General features: G+C 57.9%; 16 protein-coding genes, 1 tRNA gene, 2 rRNA genes and 2 pseudogenes. 5 read left to right on the top strand and 16 right to left on the bottom strand.

Translation table 11 applies throughout. The features are described from left to right. Window positions 1-63 precede the first annotated feature (63 nt). On the top strand, window positions 64-1,299 hold the full coding sequence (gene nagA / locus BGLCM_RS02990; protein WP_044084720.1) for an N-acetylglucosamine-6-phosphate deacetylase: 1,236 nt from the start codon (window positions 64-66) through the stop codon (window positions 1,297-1,299). Window positions 1,300-1,694: 395 nt separating this feature from the next. On the opposite strand, the gene BGLCM_RS02985 is transcribed toward nagA, so the two are convergent. From BGLCM_RS02985 to BGLCM_RS02970, 4 genes are all read right to left on the bottom strand, one after another. Beyond that, window positions 1,695-2,504 (bottom strand): YggS family pyridoxal phosphate-dependent enzyme, encoded by an 810-nt coding sequence (locus BGLCM_RS02985; protein ID WP_006295728.1) that lies wholly within the window; start codon window positions 2,502-2,504, stop codon window positions 1,695-1,697. Between the two features lie 69 nt (window positions 2,505-2,573). After that, window positions 2,574-3,725, bottom strand: a complete 1,152-nt coding sequence (locus BGLCM_RS02980) for a glutamate--tRNA ligase family protein (RefSeq protein WP_044084719.1) — start codon at window positions 3,723-3,725, stop codon at window positions 2,574-2,576. Window positions 3,726-3,824: 99 nt separating this feature from the next. Further along, window positions 3,825-4,757, bottom strand: coding sequence for a DUF3152 domain-containing protein (locus tag BGLCM_RS02975; RefSeq protein ID WP_044084717.1), 933 nt, complete (start codon window positions 4,755-4,757; stop codon window positions 3,825-3,827). Window positions 4,758-4,949: 192 nt separating this feature from the next. Beyond that, window positions 4,950-5,684, bottom strand: a complete 735-nt coding sequence (locus BGLCM_RS02970) for an MIP/aquaporin family protein (protein ID WP_044084716.1) — start codon at window positions 5,682-5,684, stop codon at window positions 4,950-4,952. 192 nt (window positions 5,685-5,876) lie between these two features. On the opposite strand from BGLCM_RS02970, the pseudogene BGLCM_RS07995 reads away from it, so the two are divergent. Continuing rightward, window positions 5,877-6,197 (top strand): annotated as a pseudogene (locus tag BGLCM_RS07995) (FAD-dependent oxidoreductase); the annotation flags it as partial. Between the two features lie 653 nt (window positions 6,198-6,850). Here the strand turns inward: BGLCM_RS07995 and BGLCM_RS02965 are convergent. The 3 genes and pseudogenes from BGLCM_RS02965 to BGLCM_RS08750 form a co-directional block, all read right to left on the bottom strand. Then, window positions 6,851-6,927 (bottom strand) — tRNA-Lys (locus BGLCM_RS02965). A 174-nt stretch (window positions 6,928-7,101) separates the two neighbouring features. Next, window positions 7,102-8,421 carry a hypothetical protein gene (locus BGLCM_RS08240; RefSeq protein ID WP_238548635.1) on the bottom strand — a complete coding sequence of 440 codons (1,320 nt, stop codon included), beginning with the start codon at window positions 8,419-8,421 and terminating at the stop codon, window positions 7,102-7,104. A gap of 204 nt (window positions 8,422-8,625) precedes the next feature. Then, window positions 8,626-8,772, bottom strand: a pseudogene (locus BGLCM_RS08750) (zinc-ribbon domain-containing protein); the annotation flags it as partial. 248 nt (window positions 8,773-9,020) lie between these two features. Here BGLCM_RS08750 and BGLCM_RS02950 point away from each other — a divergent pair. Then, window positions 9,021-10,421, top strand: a complete 1,401-nt coding sequence (locus tag BGLCM_RS02950) for a hypothetical protein (protein WP_420796148.1) — start codon at window positions 9,021-9,023, stop codon at window positions 10,419-10,421. A 208-nt stretch (window positions 10,422-10,629) separates the two neighbouring features. On the opposite strand, the gene rplI is transcribed toward BGLCM_RS02950, so the two are convergent. The 4 genes from rplI to rpsF form a co-directional block, all read right to left on the bottom strand. Further along, complete coding sequence (gene rplI, locus BGLCM_RS02945; protein WP_006295711.1) at window positions 10,630-11,076, bottom strand: 50S ribosomal protein L9; 447 nt, start codon at window positions 11,074-11,076, stop codon at window positions 10,630-10,632. A gap of 15 nt (window positions 11,077-11,091) precedes the next feature. Further along, a complete protein-coding gene (rpsR, locus tag BGLCM_RS02940; protein ID WP_006295709.1) occupies window positions 11,092-11,340 on the bottom strand; it encodes a 30S ribosomal protein S18 in 249 nt (82 codons plus the stop codon). A 149-nt stretch (window positions 11,341-11,489) separates the two neighbouring features. Continuing rightward, window positions 11,490-12,098, bottom strand: a complete 609-nt coding sequence (locus tag BGLCM_RS02935; RefSeq protein WP_006295708.1) for a single-stranded DNA-binding protein — start codon at window positions 12,096-12,098, stop codon at window positions 11,490-11,492. Window positions 12,099-12,359: 261 nt separating this feature from the next. After that, window positions 12,360-12,647, bottom strand: a complete 288-nt coding sequence (gene rpsF, locus BGLCM_RS02930) for a 30S ribosomal protein S6 (RefSeq protein ID WP_006295706.1) — start codon at window positions 12,645-12,647, stop codon at window positions 12,360-12,362. 522 nt (window positions 12,648-13,169) lie between these two features. Here rpsF and BGLCM_RS02925 point away from each other — a divergent pair. Then, window positions 13,170-14,183 carry a ribose-phosphate diphosphokinase gene (locus BGLCM_RS02925; RefSeq protein ID WP_006295705.1) on the top strand — a complete coding sequence of 338 codons (1,014 nt, stop codon included), beginning with the start codon at window positions 13,170-13,172 and terminating at the stop codon, window positions 14,181-14,183. Between the two features lie 193 nt (window positions 14,184-14,376). On the opposite strand, the gene BGLCM_RS02920 is transcribed toward BGLCM_RS02925, so the two are convergent. The 3 genes from BGLCM_RS02920 to BGLCM_RS02910 all read right to left on the bottom strand — a co-directional run bounded on the left by BGLCM_RS02920 (window position 14,377) and on the right by BGLCM_RS02910 (window position 17,890). Then, window positions 14,377-15,357: a ribokinase gene (locus BGLCM_RS02920; RefSeq protein WP_044084711.1), complete on the bottom strand. Its 981-nt coding sequence runs from the start codon at window positions 15,355-15,357 to the stop codon at window positions 14,377-14,379. A 63-nt stretch (window positions 15,358-15,420) separates the two neighbouring features. Further along, window positions 15,421-16,401, bottom strand: coding sequence for a nucleoside hydrolase (locus BGLCM_RS02915; RefSeq protein ID WP_006295702.1), 981 nt, complete (start codon window positions 16,399-16,401; stop codon window positions 15,421-15,423). 253 nt (window positions 16,402-16,654) lie between these two features. After that, window positions 16,655-17,890 (bottom strand): LacI family DNA-binding transcriptional regulator, encoded by a 1,236-nt coding sequence (locus BGLCM_RS02910; protein WP_006295701.1) that lies wholly within the window; start codon window positions 17,888-17,890, stop codon window positions 16,655-16,657. A 252-nt stretch (window positions 17,891-18,142) separates the two neighbouring features. Between BGLCM_RS02910 and BGLCM_RS02905 the strand changes: the two genes are divergently transcribed. Continuing rightward, window positions 18,143-18,682 (top strand): hypothetical protein, encoded by a 540-nt coding sequence (locus tag BGLCM_RS02905; RefSeq protein WP_006295699.1) that lies wholly within the window; start codon window positions 18,143-18,145, stop codon window positions 18,680-18,682. A gap of 994 nt (window positions 18,683-19,676) precedes the next feature. On the opposite strand, the gene rrf is transcribed toward BGLCM_RS02905, so the two are convergent. Beyond that, a 5S ribosomal RNA gene (gene rrf, locus BGLCM_RS02900) occupies window positions 19,677-19,793 on the bottom strand. Window positions 19,794-19,976: 183 nt separating this feature from the next. Further along, window positions 19,977-20,978: ribosomal RNA gene (locus tag BGLCM_RS02895) — 23S ribosomal RNA — on the bottom strand; the annotation flags it as partial.

The following is a 20,978-nucleotide window of genomic DNA, read 5'->3' as shown; positions in this document are numbered from 1 at the left end:
CTTCCCGCACCTGCCCGCGCCGCGGCAGTGCGGGAAGTCGTCACCGTCCCAAGGAGCTTCACCATGACCACCGACCATCCCGCCATCACCGCAGCGGTCACGCAGGCGCTGGCCGCACCGCCGCGCGACGCCGCCATCCGCGGCGCGCGCCTTGTGGACGCGCGCGGCGTGCGCGACCATGCCTGGGTCGTGGTGCGCGACGGCACCATCGACGCCGTCGGCACCACCGACGAGGGCTTCGATGCGGCGGCCGTCGGCGTCGAAGACGTCGTCGAAGCCGCCGGCCGCACACTCACCCCCGGCTACGTGGACATCCACGCACATGGCGGCTGGGGCGCCTCCTTCGACGACGGCCCCGAGGGCATCGCCACCGCGCGCGCCTGCCACATGGTGCACGGCACCACCCGGCAGGTGCTCAGCCTGATCACCAATCCACTCGACGTGATGGAACGCAACCTGCGGGTCGTGCGCGAGCAGATGGACATGCGGCCGGACATCCTCGGCGCGCATCTCGAAGGGCCGTTCCTGGCCTTGGCACGCAAGGGCGCACACGACCCGAACTGCCTGGTCGACCCCGTACCCGCCGTGGTGGAGCGGCTGCTGGCGGCCGCCGACGGCGCACTGCGGCAGATCACCATCGCGCCGGAGCTGCCGCACGGCATGGAGGCGATCCGCGCCTTCGCCGCCGCGGGCGTGGCCCCCGCCATCGGCCACTGCGATGCCGACTACGAGACGGCCTGTGAGGCAATCGACGCGGGCGCCACCATCATGACGCACATGTTCAACGCGATGAACGGCATCCACCACCGCGAGCCGGGTCCCATCCCCGCCGTGACGGCCGACCCGCGCGTCACGCCGGAACTCATCAACGACGGCTTCCACGTGCAGAACCCTGTGGTGCAGATGGCTTGGGGCTTCGCACCCCACCGTCTCGCCTTCGTGACCGACGCCATGGCGGCCACCGACTGCCCCGACGGGCACTACCTCCTGGGCGCCCTGGACGTCACCGTGGTGGATGGCCATGCACGCTTGGCCTCCAACGGCGCAATCGCCGGATCCACGCTCCTGCTGGAAGATGCCGTCGCGCGTGCCGTGCTCGAGCTGGGATTCGCCGCCGCCGAAGCCGTGGAGGCCGCTACCCTCACCCCCTCGCGCGCCTTGGGGCTGAATCGGCCCAATGCCATCACCGGTGCACCCCTGGGCCTGATTGCGCCTGGGTATGCCGGCGATATGCTGCTCACGGATCCCGAGACGTGGAAGGTGGAGCGTGTGTGGTGCGCAGGGAGGCCCGTGGCATAGCCGAGGCGTCCCTCTGTGCAAGCATCCCCCTGAGAAGCAACCCCATCCGGACCACAGCTTCCATCCGAAACATAACTGGAGCGCTTCACCCGTTCCAACACCTCTGTTTCTGGCACGACGAAAGAACGCTAGATTGTCAGCGTCCGTTTCCCGCACACAAAGGAGTGCCATGCGCCAGATCGCTCCCCTCGATCCCGCGATCCACCACGAGGGCCGCATCACCATCCAGGGCGGCCATCCGCTCTGGGTCTTCCCCCATCTGTTGGTGAATCCGATGGGTTGGAACACTAGCAGCACAAAACTATCAATTCATCCCCTCGAAAATCCTCAATCTCAGGCATCTTGGCAAATCAGGAACCGTTATTGCACATCAGTTCAGCGCATGCCCAGTGTGGTTACACAAACAATCGTTCGCCAAAAATCGCGCGGCCCAACCGCACTTGTGTTGACCCTTCATCAATAGCCCAGGCGGCGTCGCCGCTCATACCCATCGACAGCTGCAAACATTCATCGGTACCTTGCTCGCCAGACGCAACGAGTTCGTCCCTCAACTCACGCAGATGGGCGAATCCTTGACGCACAATGGCTTCATCGTCCACATGCGCGCCGACTGTCATCAGCCCTACAAGCCGCACGCCGTCAAGAGCGCCGATGGCTCCTGCAATGTCTCGCGCCTGTTCAGGAGCGCATCCCGATTTGCTGGTCTCGCCTGATTCGTTGACTTCGAGCAGCACATCCACAGTCATAGTGTGCGCTACAGCCCGGCGAGCGATTTTCTGCGCGAGGTCCAAGGAGTCCACGGATTCAATCACATTCGTAAACGGCAGGATTTTGCCGATTTTGTTGCTTTGCAGCTGGCCGATCAGATGCAATGGCACATCAGGCGCCGCATCATCGTCCTGACGACCCACCTGCAGTCCATCCGCGGCACACAGTTCACGCAGTCCGTCAATTTTGGCCAGAATCTCTTGCGGGCGGTTTTCGCCAATCAGCCGGATGCCGGCTTGAATGGCCGCATGCACTTCACCAACGTCACGCGTTTTTGTGGCGGCCAGCAATTGCACACAACCTTCGGGACGCCCAGCGTCTGCCACAGCCTGCGCCAGCTGATCCAATGCGCGATGCACGTTATCAGTGATTTCGCGTGCACGCTCGTCACTGATCGCTGTTGCCGCCAGATCCTTGTGTTCCATGTAGGCCACCATCGCTGCCGCCCTCCCTTATGTTCCGCTCTATGCTACACCCTACTCATGGTTGCAACAGCACAGACGCGTTCAGATGGCTTTGAGCCGTTCAGCGAGATTGTGCGGCACGGCTTTGTCGTACCGCGCGTCACGCACCGCTTGCCATGAGAACAGGTCCAACGCTTCATGCGCACTGATTGGTGCAGGACGGAAATCGTCACGCTGCGGATCAATGTGACCTTCGTTGTCATAGGTCACACCTGGCACGTCAAGGCCCAACAACGCCGCACACCAGCCGATCACTTGCTCAGGTCGTACGCCAACGCTGCGCAAATATCCCAAATCAAGCGACCGTGTGCGCTTGGCCAGACGCACACCGGCGGCGTTATCGACGAGCGGCAAATGCGCGAACTGCGGTTGCGTCACAGTCGCATTATCGCCACGTAGTTGTTGCACAAACCCGCGTTCCACCAAATTGGCACGCAAGTTCAGTTGCAATGCCGTGGAACGCAACAAGTCGCGACCGCGCACAATCTGGTTCACGTCTTCGAGCAAATCATCGACGGTGACGGCCAGTTGGTACGCGAACAGGCCATCGGAACGTCGCACCACCGTGTCTCCCAGGTCTCGGCCCAGATCAAAGTGTTGTGCGCCATATACGAGGTCATCGAACTCGATGCGACCTTGCTCGGCAGCCACCTCAGGTACGGCGTAGCGCAGCGCGTGACGCTGTGTTTCACGTGAAGCATCGGATTTGGACAGTGTCGCGGGGGTATTTGTGGCGTTGGAATCGCCATTGAGAGTTGGGCGGAAATCACAATCCGAATCCACAATCGCACGCACCTGCGGATCGTGACGTTCCCACGCGCCGCGACACAAGCCCGGATACACGACGAACCCGTCGCCCTCTTGCGGAGCGCTGGCCGCGCGAATCTCGGCGCGCGAGCAGAAACATGGATAAATGGCCAGCGGCTCCTGGGCCAGCGTACGCAACGCTTGCTCATAAATCGGCGTGCGCTGCGACTGGTAGACAGGATCGCCTTGCCAATCCAAACCAAGCCAATGCAGGTCGTCCATGATCCAACGGTCGGCGTCGGGCACCACACGTGGCGTATCAATATCTTCAATGCGCAGCAGCAGCCCCTCGCCTTGCGAGCGCGAGCCCAACCACGCGGCGAGCATCGCATAGGCGTTGCCGATGTGCATACGCCCTGAAGGGGTGGGCGCGAATCGACCCGTCATACCACGGAGCCTTTCTTTGTTCAAGCGGAGGAGCTGCTGCGAATCCGCTGCGGTTGTGCAGCTAAAGATTTGCAGTGCAGCGAACGGACGGCTCGAATGTTAAGCGTTGGGGCCTACGAATGTCGTCCACTGCTCGTCGTCGAGCGGGTACGGGTTGGGCACGCAACCCTTGAGGAACATCGACTGTTCCTGCATGAGCGGGGCTTTCTTCCCCTCCCCTGCGCACGTTGTTTCATTGTCTCGATGCCCGAGCGCGTGGCCCATCTCATGATTGATGACCATTGTGCGATACATCGCGAGATTGCCACCGGCCTTGAGCCAGTCGTCCACAGCATTGTCCCAGCGTTTCTTGTTGATGATCACGTCAGAACCCACGCGGCAGCTGTATTCAGGCGAGCAATATTCCGAGAACGACGGCACGAGCTCGGGCTGCGACAGCGTGATTGTGACCGTACAGTTCGACTCGTCACCCTGCGTGAACACGACGCCGGAACGCGGCCATCCATGCTCGTTGTTCAGCACGCGGTACACCGTGTCGGCGAACCCGTCAGCTGAACCCACATTCCCTTTAGTGGACACGCAATAGACCATCTGCATGGGCTGCTTGCCTTGATCTTCGGAAGCTTTCTTGGCCGACGCGAGGATTGCGGAACGTTCATCGTCACTTAATGGGGCGGCGAGCGCGTCGAGCTGACGCTGCTCCTCTTGCTTGGCCTGCTGCTCGGCTTGCTGCTTGGGATCGGCGCTCGGTGAGGAGGAGGACGATGCGGATGGCTTGGGTGAGGACGACTTGGGTGAGGATTGCTCAGCTGAAGGGGACGATGCGGATGGAGCTGGCGAGGAAGCAGCGGATGAAGTGGACGAAGCTGCGGATGTCGCGATTGCCGCATGCTGGTTGCGGGCTTGATGCGAGCCGCGCACGCTGATCACGACGAGCGCGACGAACAGCGCAACAATCACGAGGGCCACGATGCGGCGCATCATATATACACGGCGCATGTGTGCAGGTTGTTGTTTCAAATGTCTGGCCATGCGCGTCCCTCCCGGTTACGATCCTTGCACGCCCGTGCTGTTCACGGCATCAAGTGCGCATTCATATTATGGTAGTGCGAGCTGAAACAACATGTGCCGTCCCGTCGAGATGGCGGAACGGCACATGTTATTTCAGATTGCAGCCGGGCGCGAGGTGCGGCCCAGCGAACTGGCGCTGATCAACGCCAGCAATCAGATGGCGAACAGCACGTTGAACAGCCAGCAGCCGAGCATGCCGCCGAAAATCGGGGCGACAACGGGAATCCACGCTTCGTCCCAGCGCGACGAACCCTTGTGCGGAATCGGCAGGATCGAGTGCAGCACACGCGGCATCAAATCGCGGGCCGGGTTCAGGCCAGGGCCAGTCGGGCCGCCGAGCGAGGTGACGAGACCCCACACAATGAAGCCGACGACGATTGAGGCGGCTGCGTAATCCTGGCTGCCCCACTGCAGTTCCAGGCAGCACAGCGCGCCGAGCACGAGCAGCATCGTGCCGACGAACTCGTTGACGAAATAGTTGAGGCGGCTGCCGTAAGCGTCGGTCGTGCAGAACGTGCCGAGAATGGCCTCGGGGTTCTCGGTTTCCTTGTAATGCGGGTAGTAGACGGCGTACACAATGAGCTGGCCAACAGCGGCGCCGAGCAGCTGGGCGATGATGTAGGGGGCTACCAAGCTCCATGGGAACATGCCGTTGACAGCCTGGGCCAACGTCATGGCCGGGTTGATCTGGGCACCCGAGATGCCACCGAACATCAGCACGGGGAACATGACACCGAAGCCGTAGCCCATGGCGATGTTCAACCAGCCTGCATTATGGCCTTTCGTGTTCTTCAGTTCCACATTGGCAACAGCGCCATTGCCGAAAATCATGAGCACGGCCGTGCCCACAAACTCAGCGGCAAGTTTGGTAAACAGTGTGTACTCCACTGGATAATCCTTCAGTCTCTCGAAAAATCTACGCACCGTCCGGCTTATGCACATACGCAACCGGCTTTAAGCATGGGGACGGAGGTGGCGCGAGCTGCGCCACTACGATGGTAGCGCGGGGGCGGGATGGCGGACGGAGTTCTTTCGGCCGAGGTTACGGGCGAGCGCGAGGGTCACGGCGAGCGCGAAACACTCACGCTGACAGGCGATCGAATCTTCATCAATACGGGAGCGCAGGCTATGCTGCCGCCCATTGCCGGCCTTACAGAAACGCCGGGTGTCTACACGAGCACGCGCATCATGGAACTTGAGGAGCTGCCCCAGCGTCTCGTGATCATTGGCGGCGGTTATATCGGGCTCGAGTTCGCGTCGATGTTCGCCGATTTCGGCAGCCAGGTCACCGTGCTGCAGCATTCTTCACGGCTGCTCGAGCGTGAAGACGACGACATTGCACAGGCAGTCCTGGATGATTTGACTGCGCAGGGCGTGCGTGTGCTGTTCAACGCCGACACACATGAAAGCCTTGGCGCGATGCTGCTCGCCGCCGAATCATACGAGGTGATCAACATCGTGGCGCTCGCGATGCGTCTGCATGCCATAAGCCCCTGACGCGCCTTCGCCAATGTCCGCGGACCATACGGGCGAAAATGCATCTTTCCTGACCACGCCGGCCAGGAAAAACTCCAAATTGAGGAGCAAACCGCACCTCCCCTGACCAGCATGGTCAGCAAAACTCCATATCGGGGCAAGAAACCGCATCTCCCCTGACCCGGACGGTCAGGAAAACTACATATCGGGTCACAAAACGGCATCTCTCCTGACCAGCATGGTAAGGAAAACTACCAATTGAGGAGCAAACCGCACCTTTCCTGACCACGCTGGTCAGCAAAACTCCATATCGGGGCGTAAAAAGGTATCTTTCCTGACCACGCTGGTCAGCAAAACTCCATATCGGGGCGAAAAACCGCATCTCCCCTGACCACGCTGGTCAGCAAAACTACAAAACAGGACGCAAAACGGCATCTCCGTTTACCAACCTGGTCAGCAAAGATACAAATAATGCCCGAATCCATAGTCGAGGCGCATCCCCGTAGCCTCGTTACAGCCACAGCGCATTGGGCGGATACGAGAGAAGCCTCAGTCGAAACTCGACTGAGGCTTCTTGGTGGTGCCCCCTCAGGGATTCGAACCCTGGACACGCTGATTAAGAGTCAGCTGCTCTAACCAACTGAGCTAAAGGGGCGTTGGCCGAACCAAGAGATAAATATACACCCACACACAATATCCGCAACTTCGGCGTGTCGCGCTCGACGTGGGTCTTACATTCGCTCCTATGACCTCGTGTTGGAGTACCGAATATCGTTGCCCTTCCAACGATATCCAGCACCCACTATCTACGCATCCTATGCATGGCCCGTCATTGCAGATCCACAGGAATGCAATCAGCAGAACCATACCCATTGCGCGTACACCATGCTTCAGCGGCCTTTATATCAGAGAAACTCTCGCCACACAGAATCACGTAATAGTCGGCATCATGGTTGTGCTTCGTATAGTTGTAATAGTCGGCGGCCCAAATCAGCAACGCCTTGGGATGCTTGATTTGCATCTTGAGGAAATGGCGGTAAATATCGGTGTACGTCCACGACTTACCTTCAATCTCCATGCCGAATCGCTTGCTTGAAAGCTGATCCGTGTATGTGTAATAAAAATCGGACGCATCCGACTTGTCATGAGTCAGCTGCGTGCTCAACGCGGCCTGTGCATATTTCTCGCAATCGTCGTTGCTGATGTTCGCCCCGCCCAACGCGCCGTCCACATCGGCGGCAGCGTTGCCGTCACGCTCCGCATCCGATTGCCACACCACCGACACATCATCGTCGTCAATCTGACCCACAGGACGCCAATACTGGTTGATATCGAACGCAAGCGACACCGTGGCCTCACCGGATGCGAACGTGATCGGCTTATCGGCAAAGTCATAGACTGCGGCCGCAATCACATCACCATCGTCATCTTTTAACGTCACGCGCACATCCGACTCTTCATAGCGCGCATCCTTGCAGGATGGAGCGGCGAGCTCGAGCTTGGCCACCATAGATTCGCCACTCAGTTTGACTGTATCCAATATGGCATCAGGCAGAGCTGTACATGACTTGGCTTCTTCATCGGATTCATCTTTGCCTGCATCATCCGCACCATTGTTGTGTGACTTGCCTGGTGACGCGGCTGTGCTTGTCTCCACTGTGTGACTGGCATTGCTGTTCGCGCGCGAAACGCCAAAAACCACGCCAATCACAATAAGAATTACCGCAACTGCCGCCACAACAATCCAAATGATGGGTGGTCGTTTTGGATTATTGTTCGAACCGTTATTATTCCCTGACCCCAATAGTGAGGGCGGTGTGGAAGGTAGTGGCGTAGTGGGTGGCGGTGTTGCTGCAGATCCCGTTCCAGTCCCAGTTCCCGTGGTTGCAACCATGTGTGAAGCAACCGGTGTCGCAGGAACCGGCTGCGAGGAATCCTTGGACGCATCAAGCGCTGCATTGGGGAACATCGACGCTTGGCCATACCCTACCGCGCCCTGCGGCATCGCATACATCGATGCCATGTCTTCAGGAAGCACGGTTTGAGCAAAGTCTATGCCTTCCACCGGCAACACAGTTTCAGCAAAACCAGGATCCGCAGCGGGTGCTGCAGGAGCAGGCGCCGCATAATCCGAAGGCGCAGGTGCCATGCTTGGTGACGGCGGCGTCACGCTTGGCGAAGGCGGCGCCACGCCAGGTGCTATTCCCGGATAAGGAGTCGGGGCCAGAGAGGGAGCAGGCACAGCTCCCGCGTCTGGTGGCGGAGCACCCCAAGCCGCTCCAGAGGTATCCGCAGCCGAATCACCGCCCCGCGCTAGATGCGTGGCATCTGAATCCACAACAGGCTGCAATGACGCTCCACAGCTGGCACAAAAATGCATCGACGCATCTACTGGGTTGCCGCATTGCGGGCACATCGCCACTGACACAGCCGTGCCACAGCTTGCACAAAATGCCGCTCCCGGTGATAACTGAGCACCACAATGTGTGCAATTACCCATGATCCGCTCCCTTTCTCACAACTTCTCAAACGCATGCCATTCACAATCACACTCGAACGGCAATACCCCCGTACTGTTGACATTCTATCCAATATCCATATTGTGCAACCAACAATGTTGAAAGTAGTCATAGCAAAAATAGATGGATATCATGTTACTATTCCTCGCCGCTACAACAGCAGCAATGAATATGAGGAGAGAAAAGGCAGAAGGGGGCAATCATGATTTGTTCGCATTGTGGAGCGCCGATTCCGGATTCGGCACGATTTTGTAGACAGTGCGGCACTGCCGTTGCCAATGCGACCCAAGACCCGGCATCCGCAGTACCGGCTCCCACCACTGCAACTACTGGTCAACCAACACATCCATTCCCAACGCCAGCAGCACCAGGCACAGCACCAGGCACAGCACCCGCACCAATCTCTGCGCCAGCCCCTAACCCCATGGCTCCCCCTCTTACCGGAGCTGCAATGCCGCCCGTGGACGCCGCTCCTGAGCCGAGTCCCATCAGTCCCATGGCCGATCCGGCTCCAAGACCAAATACGCCATACACCGCCAGCACTGCCCCATCAGCGCCTTACGGGTCCAGCACGCTGACAGTCGCCACCAGACCAATGTCTGCAACCACAAAGCGCAATCTGCTGCTTGGTGCCATTGCAGCCGGTTTTCTGATCATCTGCGGCATTGTGCTAGGCATCGTCAACGCCACGGTGTTTAGCGAGAAGGCGGTGGCAAACGAATATTTGACGGCTATTGCTAGTGGCGACTACGCCAAGGCCAACACATTGGCCAACCCGCAGTTGGATGCCGAGCAATCCGTGTTGCTGACGAATGCGGCAGCGGGCGATGCCAACAGCCATATCAGCAATGTGCAAATCACCAAGTCGCAGAACAACGGCGCCGCCAAAGTGTTGACCGTCACCTACACGCTTGGTGGCAAACAGTGGGAAACCGAACTGAAAATGAGCAAACAGGGCCGCAAAGCCTTGCTGTTCATGAACTGGGTGGTTGCCGAACCATTGATTGCAAAAATCCAAGTGTCGTATCCGAATTCATTGGACAGCATCACGATCAATGGCGTCAAGGTCAGCGACAAGAACAGCCTTGACCCGGCAGATAGCGATTATTCAGCCAGAACATTTGCCGTTTACCCCGGCAAATACACGGCCAGCGCAGGCAAGTCAAAGTATCTGGACTCCAAAAATGCGAGCATCGTGGCCAGCATCACAGGCAGTAACCCGGATTCGTCTCAGAACACTGTCACAGGCCGCATTGCAATCTCACCTACCGATGACTTAGTGGAAGCAATCCAAAACGAAGTGAATGCAACGATTGACACATGCGCAAAATCCAAAGACAATGAGCCAGCAGGCTGCCCGTTCGGCACCTACATGTCGTCATACGACAAATACCGCAATTTCTCATGGACGGTCAGCGACTACCCGACTGTGACCGAGAGCAATATCTCGATGGAAGAGGGATCATTTGCCGTCAACAACGGCCGCATGAAATACACGTATGAGAGCAAAAGCTCGTCAGGCTGGACGCCGGAACAGAGCTCCACATCCATTGGCTACATGTCCGGATCGTTCGCAATCAATGGTGACAGCGTGGACGTCACGGTAGATGAGGATGACGATTATTATTAAAATCCACCCTCGGCACCATCCATAGCGATGCAGCGTAGGACGCCTTCATAGTTTCGGATAGGGTTTGATGGTGCAATGCCTAGCGGGCAATAACAGAAATAATAATAGAAAAAACAAGGGAGGGTTGCGCACCATGCAGGTACGCAACCCTCCCTTATTGCTTAAGCCCAGGCAATCAATGCCTTAATGAAAGACGGACAAACCGTGCTTACTCGGCGACGACCTTGACGGTGAACGTTGCGGAGATCTCCGGGTGCAGAGCGACGGTTGCCGGGAATTCGCCCGTGGTCTTGATCGGGGCCACAGTGATGGCCTTCGGATCCACAGCGGCCTTGGAAGCCAGAGCAGCAGCGATCTTGTCGGTCGAGATGCCGCCGAACAGCTTGCCGGACTCGGAAACCTTGGCCGGAATCTCCACGACGGCGCCTTCGATCTGACCCTTGGCAGCCACGGCATCCTCACGGGACGCCACAGCGCGAGCCAGGCGGGCCTTCTTCATGGCCTCGGCCTGAGCGGCGGCCTTCTTCGTCCACTCAAATGCCATGCCCTGAGGAATCAGGTAGTTGCGAGCGTAACCAGCCTTGACGGTTACAATGTCGCCCTCGTTGCCGAGGTTCGGGACGGACTTGGTAAGAATAAGCTTGGTTTCAGCCATTGTTCACTCCTCAACTCAGCGACCGTTGGTGGCGTACGGAAGCAGCGCCATTTCACGGGCATTCTTGATGGCCGTGGCGATCTTGCGCTGTTCCTGCACAGTCACGCCGGTAATACGACGGGAACGGATCTTGCCGCGGTCCGAGATGAACTTGCGCAGCAGTGCAACGTCCTTGTAATCAATCTCGGTGACCTTGGCGGCCTTGAGCGGATTCGGCTTCTTCTTGAACGGCTTGACCGGTGGTTGCGGCCTCTTGCGTGACATCTTATGTTCTCCTTGAACGAGTTGAAATTATCGATATTCAGTCAACAAATACAGGCATTACATGCAGCTACATGCTGTTTCATGCGATGTTTGCGGTCACTGGGTGATCATCCATCGCGAACGCGCGACGACGTTTCCCAAGCGTGCAATCAGAACTCAGGTTCCTGCGATGCGCCACCGAACTCGCTTGCACCGAAGCTCGTGTAGGGATCATCGGCCGGAGCCGGCGAACTCCACGGATCGGTTGCGAGCTGCTGGGGCTGGGCTCCAAAGTTGGAACCGCCACCTTGGTATCCGGCGCCGCCTTGATAGTTGGCACCACCCTGATAGCCGCCATTGCCGCCATTGTTCTGGTTGAATCCGCCACCATTGTTGGCATTGAATCCGCCAGAGGACGACTGGCGCTGCACCTGGGCTGTGGCATAGCGCAGCGATGGACCGATTTCGTCCACCTGCAGCTCCACCACGGTACGCTGGGAACCATCCTGGGCCTGATAGCTGCGCTGCTGCAAACGGCCTTGGGCAATGACACGCGTACCCTTGCTCAACGACTTCGCGCAGTGCTCGCCAAGGTCACGCCAAGCCGAACAACGCATGAACAACGCGTTGCCGTCTTCAAACTGACCGGAGTTGCGGTTGTACGTGCGCGGCGTGGAAGCAATAGTGAAGCTCGCTACCACTGCGCCACTGTTCAACGTACGCAGCTCGGGGTCACCGGTGAGATTGCCCACAATGGTGATAACTGTTTCACCTGCCATGGCATTCCTTCTTTCTTTCGGCGCGGTTGGCGTTTGGCGTTGGTGTACATCGACGAACGCTCACGGGTGGTGGGATGACCAGGTGGCACAGTGGCAGACAGCTCACCAATCGGCATTGCCGTCATTGCCGCCATTTGCCGCCATGCATGGCTCCATAGCACCCAAGGCTTTCATGGCCTTCGTGGCTGTGATGCACCCATTCGCATCGAATGTGTGTTGACCTATGACCTGTTGACTTATAAAGGGCAGATAGCCTAACGACTACTTGCGAAGAATCTTCGTACGGACGACGGATTCGTTGAGGTTCAGCAGACGATCGAGCTCATCGCTGACAGCCGGCTCAGCCGTGTACAGCACCACGACGTAGTTGCCTTCGGTCTTGCCGTCGATCTCGTAAGCGAGCTTGCGGCGTCCCCAAATATCGATGTTCTCGACGGAACCGCCTTCCTTGGTGACAATTTCCATGTACTGGTTCGTCAGCTTCTTCAGGCCGTTCTCATCCAGTTGCGGATCAGCGATGAACATGAGTTCATAGTTGTGTGCAGACATCACCCACCTCCTTCGGACTTAATGGCCGCGGTCCTTCCGCGACAGGAGTGTGTTTGCAAAGACACCGTACGAAACGTACAAGTACGCACGCACGGCAACTTCACTAGACTAACCCATCGTCCGGACTCTACCAAGCCGCTTCACGCCGCCCCAAAGCCGACCGATTCCAACCCACGCGCAGGTCACTCACATCACCCGAACGTCACCGGAACGTCACCGGCACCAGTTCCCCGCACGAACTCCCGTCGCCCACTGTTCAGTCAACCATCACGCTCATGCCCCGTTCAACTCGTCAACACGGCATGTCGTTCACCTTCCGGGCGTGTCGCCTCGCTGTCTCGTCCTCGTCCAGACCCACATCCCATCCCCGTCTCAACCACCATCTCATCCACATCTCACCCCCGTCTCACCCCCGTCTCACCCGCGAGAAATCCGGCCCGAAACATACAGACGCATTGCTATATTGGCCAAAGGCGCAAGTCACCTCTGTATCAATCCCAACCACTTAAGGAGAGGCGTATCATGTCTGCAATCCTCGAAGGACATCCCGATAAGCGACTGGCCCTCGTCACCGGCCGCGCCTATCCGGAACAGGCCGAGGAGACCGCACATTTTCTAGGCACCGAGGTGCTGGAAACCACCGCCTACGACTTCGCCAACGGTGAGATGTACGTGCGCTTCACCGAGCCGATCCGCGGCTCCGACATTTTCATCATGCAGGCCCACGCGCAAGACATCAACAAGTGGATCATGGAACAGCTCATCATGATTGACGCCGCCAAACGCGCCTCGGCCCGCTCGATCACCGTAGTCGCGCCGTTCCTCGGCTACTCCCGCCAAGACAAGAAACATCAGGGACGCGAGCCCATCACGGCCCGTCTGATGTTTAACCTGTTCCGCACGGCCGGCGCCGACCGCGTGATCACTGTCGACCTGCACGCCGCTCAGGAGCAAGGCTTCTTCAACGGCCCCGTCGACCATCTGACCGCCATGCCGATTCTGATTGATTACGTGCGCAACCAGGCCCCGCTTGACAACACGACAATCGTCTCCCCCGACGCGGGCCGCATCAAAGTTTCCGAACAGTGGGCCGCTAAATTAGGTGGACTGCCGCTCGCTTTTATTCACAAGTCACGCGACACTACGCGCCCGAACCACGCCGAAGCCCACGGCATCATCGGCGAGGTTGAGGGCCGCGACTGCATCGTCATCGACGACATGATCGACACTGCAGGCACAATCTGCGAAGCCGTGCGCACGCTCAACAACGCTGGCGCCAAATCCGTCACGCTCGTCGCCACGCACGGCTTGCTGTCCGGTCCGGCCGTCGAGCGTCTGCAGAGCTGCGATGTCAAGGAAATCGTGCTCACCGACACGGTTCCGATTCCGGAAGAGAAGCGTCTGCCAAACATGACCGTGCTCTCGATCGCCCCGCTGCTCGCCGCCGGCATCCGCTCGGTATTCGAGGCCAGTTCCGTCTCAAACTTGCTCAACGGGCTGCCTGAAGACATGAAGCCACGCAATATTTACGCCTGATTTTTACATTTATTTCTGTTGTTCGCGCCGGATCCGCCGCTCCGTTGGCCGATCCGGCGCGTTTCATATTGGGCCGCATGCGTGAGATGCCATTGCAAGCAAAAACCGCAATGGTTGGCAATGCATCATGGCGCACCACCAGCCATTGCGGCGTTGATTCAAACACATCGAGGCGTGGCCTCGAAGAAGTTGCTTACTTGGTAGAGAAGGCCTCGCGAATCTGCGACGCATTGCCATACGAGGCCTGCGCACCATAGCTCATGGCCGCGTAAGCGCTGACGTATGAAGCAAGCTGCGCCGATTCGCTCAACGTCAAGTCAGACGCCAAACCCGCCAGCACAGTACCCATGAACGAGTCGCCGCAACCTGTGGTATCCACGGCTTTGACGCGCACAGGGTGAATGCGCTGGATAGGCTCCTCAGCCGTGGAATCCAACACTACAGACCCATCGCCTCCAAGTGTGACAATGGCTTGGTCAAAGCCGAAATCACGCATACGGTCAAGCGCGAAGTTCCAGTCGAACGTGTCCCAGTCACCGTCTTCAGGCTCTTCGATGTTGAGCAGCTGCGCCATCTCATGCTCGTTGACGAGCAGCACATCAGAAGCTGCGACCAGCTCTTCCGGCAACGTAGGGCGGAATGGCGAATTGTTCAGCAACACCTTCACACCGGCTTCATGGCACATTTGCGCCGCGGCCGTAACCGTTTCAATCGGGCTTTCCAAGCACAGGCCCAATACGCTGGAATTCGTCAGCGCCGTACGTTCGGATTCCACATATTCGGGGCTCACACGCGCATTCGATCCCGGAGAATACACAATCGCGTTCTCTCCAGCCGCGTCCACAGTAATGACTGTGGTGCCGCTAGGGCCAAGCACACGGCGCACATGCGTCGTGTTGACGCCCGCATCATTGAGCTTGCCCAACAGGAACGTGGCATTGGAATCGGACCCGACCGCGCCAAACATATGCACTTGGGCACCGATGCGCGCAGCGGCTGCCGCCTGGTTGCCCGACTTTCCGCCAGGCAGCACTTGCAGCGGACCGCCGTTTACGGTCTCACCAGGTTTTGGCAGACGCTCGGTCGTCACCGTGTAGTCGGCGTTCATCGATCCGACAACGGCGACTTTCCCATGGATTTTGTCGAGCGCACACAACGGGTTATCGAATGTCATGGCGATTCCTTTCATCACTCCGGTCACAGCGCCGGCACAGGGGTATTGCGGTTTCCAATCAGTTCACTTGGCTTGGGCAACAAGCTTGGTGATGCGCTCCATGAACATGTCGAGGAAGCGCTGCACATCCACGCCCACAGCCACTTTCATCGTCTTATGCGGATCGTTCAACCGATCGGGATCGCCAATCGTACGGCCATACGTCGGGCCGTCCACATCGACCATCATGTTGATGTCGAGCAGATCCACAAGCGTGGGATCAATGGCCACACCCACAGCAAGCGGATCATGCAGGCCGCAGCCTCCCAAATGCGGAGCCGTCGTCTCGTACGCCTTGATGTAATAATCCGTGATGTCAGCGAGCTTCTGGCCGGCGAACGTGCCCGTATCGCGCCACTTCTGCGTGTCCTTGTAGGTCAACAGTGTCTGCAGCGTCACATCAAGACCCACCATCGTGGCCGGCATGCCCGAACGGAACACATAATCAGCGGCGGCCGGATCCTGATGGATGTTCGCTTCCGAGCATGGGCTCACATTGCCCGGCTGCGTCAGCGCGCCGCCCATCAGCACTTCGGCACCAATCATGTCGACAATCTCCGGCTTCTTCTCGATAGCGGCCGCAATGTTCGTTTGCGGGCCGGTCGGCACGAGAATCAGATCCTTGCCATACTTCTCGGCAGCTTCAATGATGAAGTCCACGGCGTTCTGCTCTTCGACCTGACGCGTCGGTTCAGGCACTTCGATTTCACCAATGCCGTTCTTGCCATGGGTGAACGCGGAAATCTCTTCCACTTCAAAGCCGTCACGCTTGAGCGCATGCGGCAAGCCTGCATACACCTTGACTTCCGGGTGGCCAAACATTTCGGTCAATGCCAACGCATTGCGCACGCCCTGTTCCAGCAGCACATTGCCATAGGTGCCCGTAATGCCAATGAGCTCCACCTCGGGGCTGCCCAACGCCAACGCGATGGCCAGCGTATCGTCAACGCCCGTATCCAAATCAAGAATCATTTTCTTTGTGGTCATGGTGATGCCTTTCTCCATTGCAGGGCCGTACGGTCATCGTTGACGGTCACCATCTGTACTTCTCATCGCTGTTGATGCAATCGATAAACTGTTTGATAAAACGTTTTATCAAACAAAATTGTAAACCCGTATCACTGAGTTGTCAAAGCGACCACAGTGGCCCAAGCGTTTCGGGGGCACCCCTTCATAGCTCTGAAGCCAATACCGACAACGTCATGCAACAGTTTGTCCATATGCCGCCGACAACGCCTTCTGTGAGCTGAATCAGCAATCACGACCGTGGTGGTGCCACAGTCTCACGCATGGCCAATGTGGGTTCAAGCAACAACGTGCGCGCATGTGTGAGCCAAGACTTGCCGGCACCCAAAGCATGCATATGGTTAGTCCCCACCGCGGGCTCGGCAGCTTGCCTACCTCCCAGAGCCGTCTGCGATGCCTCAGTTTGCGAAGACTTCCCTGCGCCCGAGGTCGAGTCCGCAAGCCCATGCTGCGCATCCCTCGCGGCAGCGCTTCGCGTTTCAGTCTTGCCTGCACGCTCATGCGCAATGCGACGGTCAATGGCATTGATTTGCTTATGCAGTCTCATCCAACCCTGTTTGGCCAGTTCTTCCACATCCTGCATCACCGTCGTCAAATCATGACGCATGCCATAGCGCTGCAGCACATCGTCATACCCCATCACGGAAACGTCCTCAGGCACGCGCACACCGTCGCGCACACACTGCTGGATAAAGCCAGACGCCATAATGTCGTTGCAGCAGAACACGGCGGTCGCATCAGTGCGCAGCAACTGTTGAGCCGCACGCTGGCCGCCTTCAAACCGATAGCCGCCATCCACAATATATTCGGGAGCCACAGGCTGGCCCAACGCTTCCAAAGCGCCCAAGAATCCCCATACGCGGGCGTCCGCGTTGCGTGAGTCGGAGCCACCCGTCACACATGCGATACGTGTATGCCCCGCATTGGCCAAACATTGCGCGGCAAGCGCTCCGCCACGCAAATTATCCACACCTACGCCGTCACACCAATCACCATCAAACAAACGGTCCAGCAAAATCACGGGGCAATCGATGTTCTCGACCTGCCTGCGGAACTCGTCAGCATCCTCATATGACTCACGCGACGCGATGATCATGATGCCATCCACTCCACGCGACGTCAGCTTGTCAATCAGAGCACGTTCTGTCGCCCGTGAATCATCCGAGTTGGCCATGATCAACGAATACCCGCTTGCCGCACACTGGTCTTCCAGGCATTTGCATAGCGATGCAAAGAACAGGTTTTCAATATCGGGCACAATCAATGCAATCAGCATCGACCGTTTTGTCACAAGGCTGCGTGCATTCTGGTTTGGCACGTAATTCAAATCGGCAGCCGCTTGCAGAATGCGTTCACGCGTCGCATCCGCCACCCTCGCCTGCCTGCCGTTGAGCACCAGCGAAGCCGTTGCCACAGCCACACCCGCCATGGCCGCCACATCTTTGAGCGTCACCCTGCGCACCGGCATCTCCCTTATCTAGTTACCGCACGACCACTGTGCAGTATTACCGTTTCCGCGCAATCACAGAAATCAATATCGAATATCCCAGCGCACGTGCATCAAAACCGCACAGCTGAATCCGACAGTGCCATTGTAAAACAGAAGAACGCAAAATAAAACGATTTACCATTACGCGTCTCAGCTGAGAGATGAGCGAGAATGAGACAATCCCCGATATAATGTGCTAGGAGATTTTGAGAAGAATAAGGGGATTCAATCATGATTGATGAAAAGCAACTGGCTGACTCCCGCGACGAAAATCCAGTTGAGGACGAAGCGGGATTTCTGCCACCTCGTCAAAAGCACACCTGGAGAACGGTGGTGGCTGTTGTTGCAGTGATCCTGACTATTGTTGCTGCGAGCTTCGGCGTGGTGTCGTGGAAAACTGCCCAGAATTACAAGCGTGATATCTACGATACGGCGTACAACACGTGCGTCGCCCAATCCAACAAAGCGCCGATGCACGAGCAAGAGTTGCAGACGGCACTGCAGTCGGCCCAACAAGCAGCGGACCGTTTAGGTGCGTCTGATGTTGCGGATCCCAATACTCTCAACGATTTGCAGGATGCGATCAACGATGCCCAAGCGATCAAGAGCACGCCGGATTGCGAGGCGTCGATGAGCTCCGATGCGTTGTTCCAGACGGCCAAACTGATTGATCTGTCTATCGAGAATTCGCATAACGCGACCAAAGCGCTGGAATACTCAACGAAAGCTGCCATAGCCTCACAAAAGGAGCTGCAAGCGTTACAGCGCTAAGTTTGCACAGTTATTTGACTTGATATGAAGGTTGATGAAGGGAAAAGGCCCGCACGAATGAACCGCACCTCCAATCATTGAATCTGAATTACACCGGTCCAACAATCGGGTGCGGTTCAAAAACTGTGTGGGCCTTTTCTGTATTGCTCGTGAGTATTTCCGTACCGGCCCGATACCACCCAACTCTGCGTCCAATCCCAAACCACGTCTCCCCTGACCAGGCTGGTACGGAAAAGTGCGGTTTCTGTGCTCAAAGTGCATCCCCGCTGACCAGGCGGGTCAGGGAAGGTGCGGTTACCGGCGTCAAGGTGCGTCCCTCCTGACCGGCATGGTCAGGAAAGCTACGGTTACGGGGTGCAAAGCGCATCTCCCCTGGCCAGGCTGGTCAGGAAAATGGCAGTTCTAACGCACAAAACGCATCCCCGCTGACCGGCCGGGTCAGCAAAGCTACAGTTTCAGCACACAAAGCGTATCCCCGCTGACCAGGCTGGTCGGGAAATATGCGGTTACATGGTGCAAAGCGTGTCCCCGCTGGCCAGGCTGGCCAGGAAAGATGCACTTCCAAGACTCAAAGCGTATCCCTCCTGACCATGCTGGTCAGGAAATATGCAGTTCAAAGGCTTAAAGTGCATCCCCGCTGGCCAGGCTGGTCAGGGAAGATGCGGTTTCAGCGTGCGAAACGCGTCCCCGCTGACCAGGCTGGTCAGTAAAGACGCGGTTCCGGGGTGCAAAGTGTATCCCCGCTGACCATGCCGGTCAGGAAAGCTACGGTTACAGGGTGCAAAGCGCATCCCCGCTGACCGGCCTGGTCAGGAAATATGCGGTTCCTTGGTGCAAAGCGTATCCCTCCTGGCCATGCTGGTCAGGAAAGCTACGGTTACAGGGTGCAAAGCGTGTGCCTCCTGGCCTGTCTGGTCGGGTGGGAGGCGGTTGTGTGGGGGTTGGTTTCGGGTATGAAAAAAGGCACCCTGTGGGGGTGCCTTTGAAGTGTGGGTTGCGGCGGTGTGCTACTCTCCCGCGTCCTCTCGGACGCAGTACCATCGCCGTGCCAGGTCTTAGCTTCCGGGTTCGGAATGGGTCCGGGCGTTTCCCCTGGGCCATGGCCGCCGCAAAATCTTCTATTATACCCTTCCCCGTGCGGGGGGATTGGTGTTGGCGGTTTGGGGACCGGCGGGTGGACGCGGATGGTATCGTGATGTGCTCGGGGATTGTTTGTGTCGTCCCGCGTGCGCGGGGGATTGTCCTGGTGTCTTGCGCAGGGATTCTTGCGTGTTCCCAACCGTGAAGGGTTGGGGGTGTGTGTGCGTTCGGCCGTTAGTGCCGGTCAGCTCCACCCCTCGCGGGGCTTCCACGTCCGGTCTATCCACCACATGGTCTCATATGGGGCCTTCAACACGTGAATGTGTACGGAATCCTTATCTTGGAGCGGGCTTCCCGCTTAGATGCTTTCAGCGGTTATCCCTTCCGAACGTGGCCAACCAGCCATGCCGCTGGCGCGACAACTGGCATACCAGAGGTTCGTCCACCCAGGTCCTCTCGTACTATGGGCAGGTCTCCTCAAGATTCCAACGAGCGCAGAGGATAGAGACCAAACTGTCTCACGACGTTCTGAACCCAGCTCGCGTGCCGCTTTAATCGGCGAACAGCCGAACCCTTGGGACCTGCTCCAGCCCCAGGATGCGACGAGCCGACATCGAGGTGCCAAACCATCCCGTCGATATGGACTCTTGGGAATGATCAGCCTGTTATCCCCGGGGTACCTTTTATCCGTTGAGCGATGCCGCGTCCGTACGCCGGCACCGGATCACTATCTCCGACTTTCGTCCCTGCTCGAACCGTCGTTCTCACAGTCAAGCCCGCTTGTGCGATTACACTCGACACCCGATTGCCAACCGGGCTGAGCGGACCTTTGAGCGCCTCCGTTACTCTTTGGGAGGCAACCGCCCCAGTTAAACTACCCGCCAGGCACTGTCCCTGGCATGGATGACATGCGAGGTGAGGCACCAGATGGGGACAGAGCGGTATTTCACTTGCCGGCTCCACACGGGCTGGCGCCCGTGCTTCACAGCCTCCCGCCTATGCTACACAATCCGCACCTGGTACCAATACCAAGGTATAGTAAAGGTCCCGGGGTCTTTTCGTCCTTCTGCGCTTAACGAGCATCTTTACTCGTACTGCAATTTCGCCGAGTTCCTGGTCGAGACAGCGGGGAAGTCGTTACGCCATTCGTGCAGGTCGGAACTTACCCGACAAGGAATTTCGCTACCTTAGGATGGTTATAGTTACCACCGCCGTT

The organism is Bifidobacterium gallicum DSM 20093 = LMG 11596, from assembly GCF_000741205.1.
In the GTDB taxonomy this organism is placed as follows: Bacteria; Actinomycetota; Actinomycetes; order Actinomycetales; family Bifidobacteriaceae; genus Bifidobacterium; species Bifidobacterium gallicum.
This window is presented reverse-complemented; position numbering and strand designations above follow the sequence as displayed.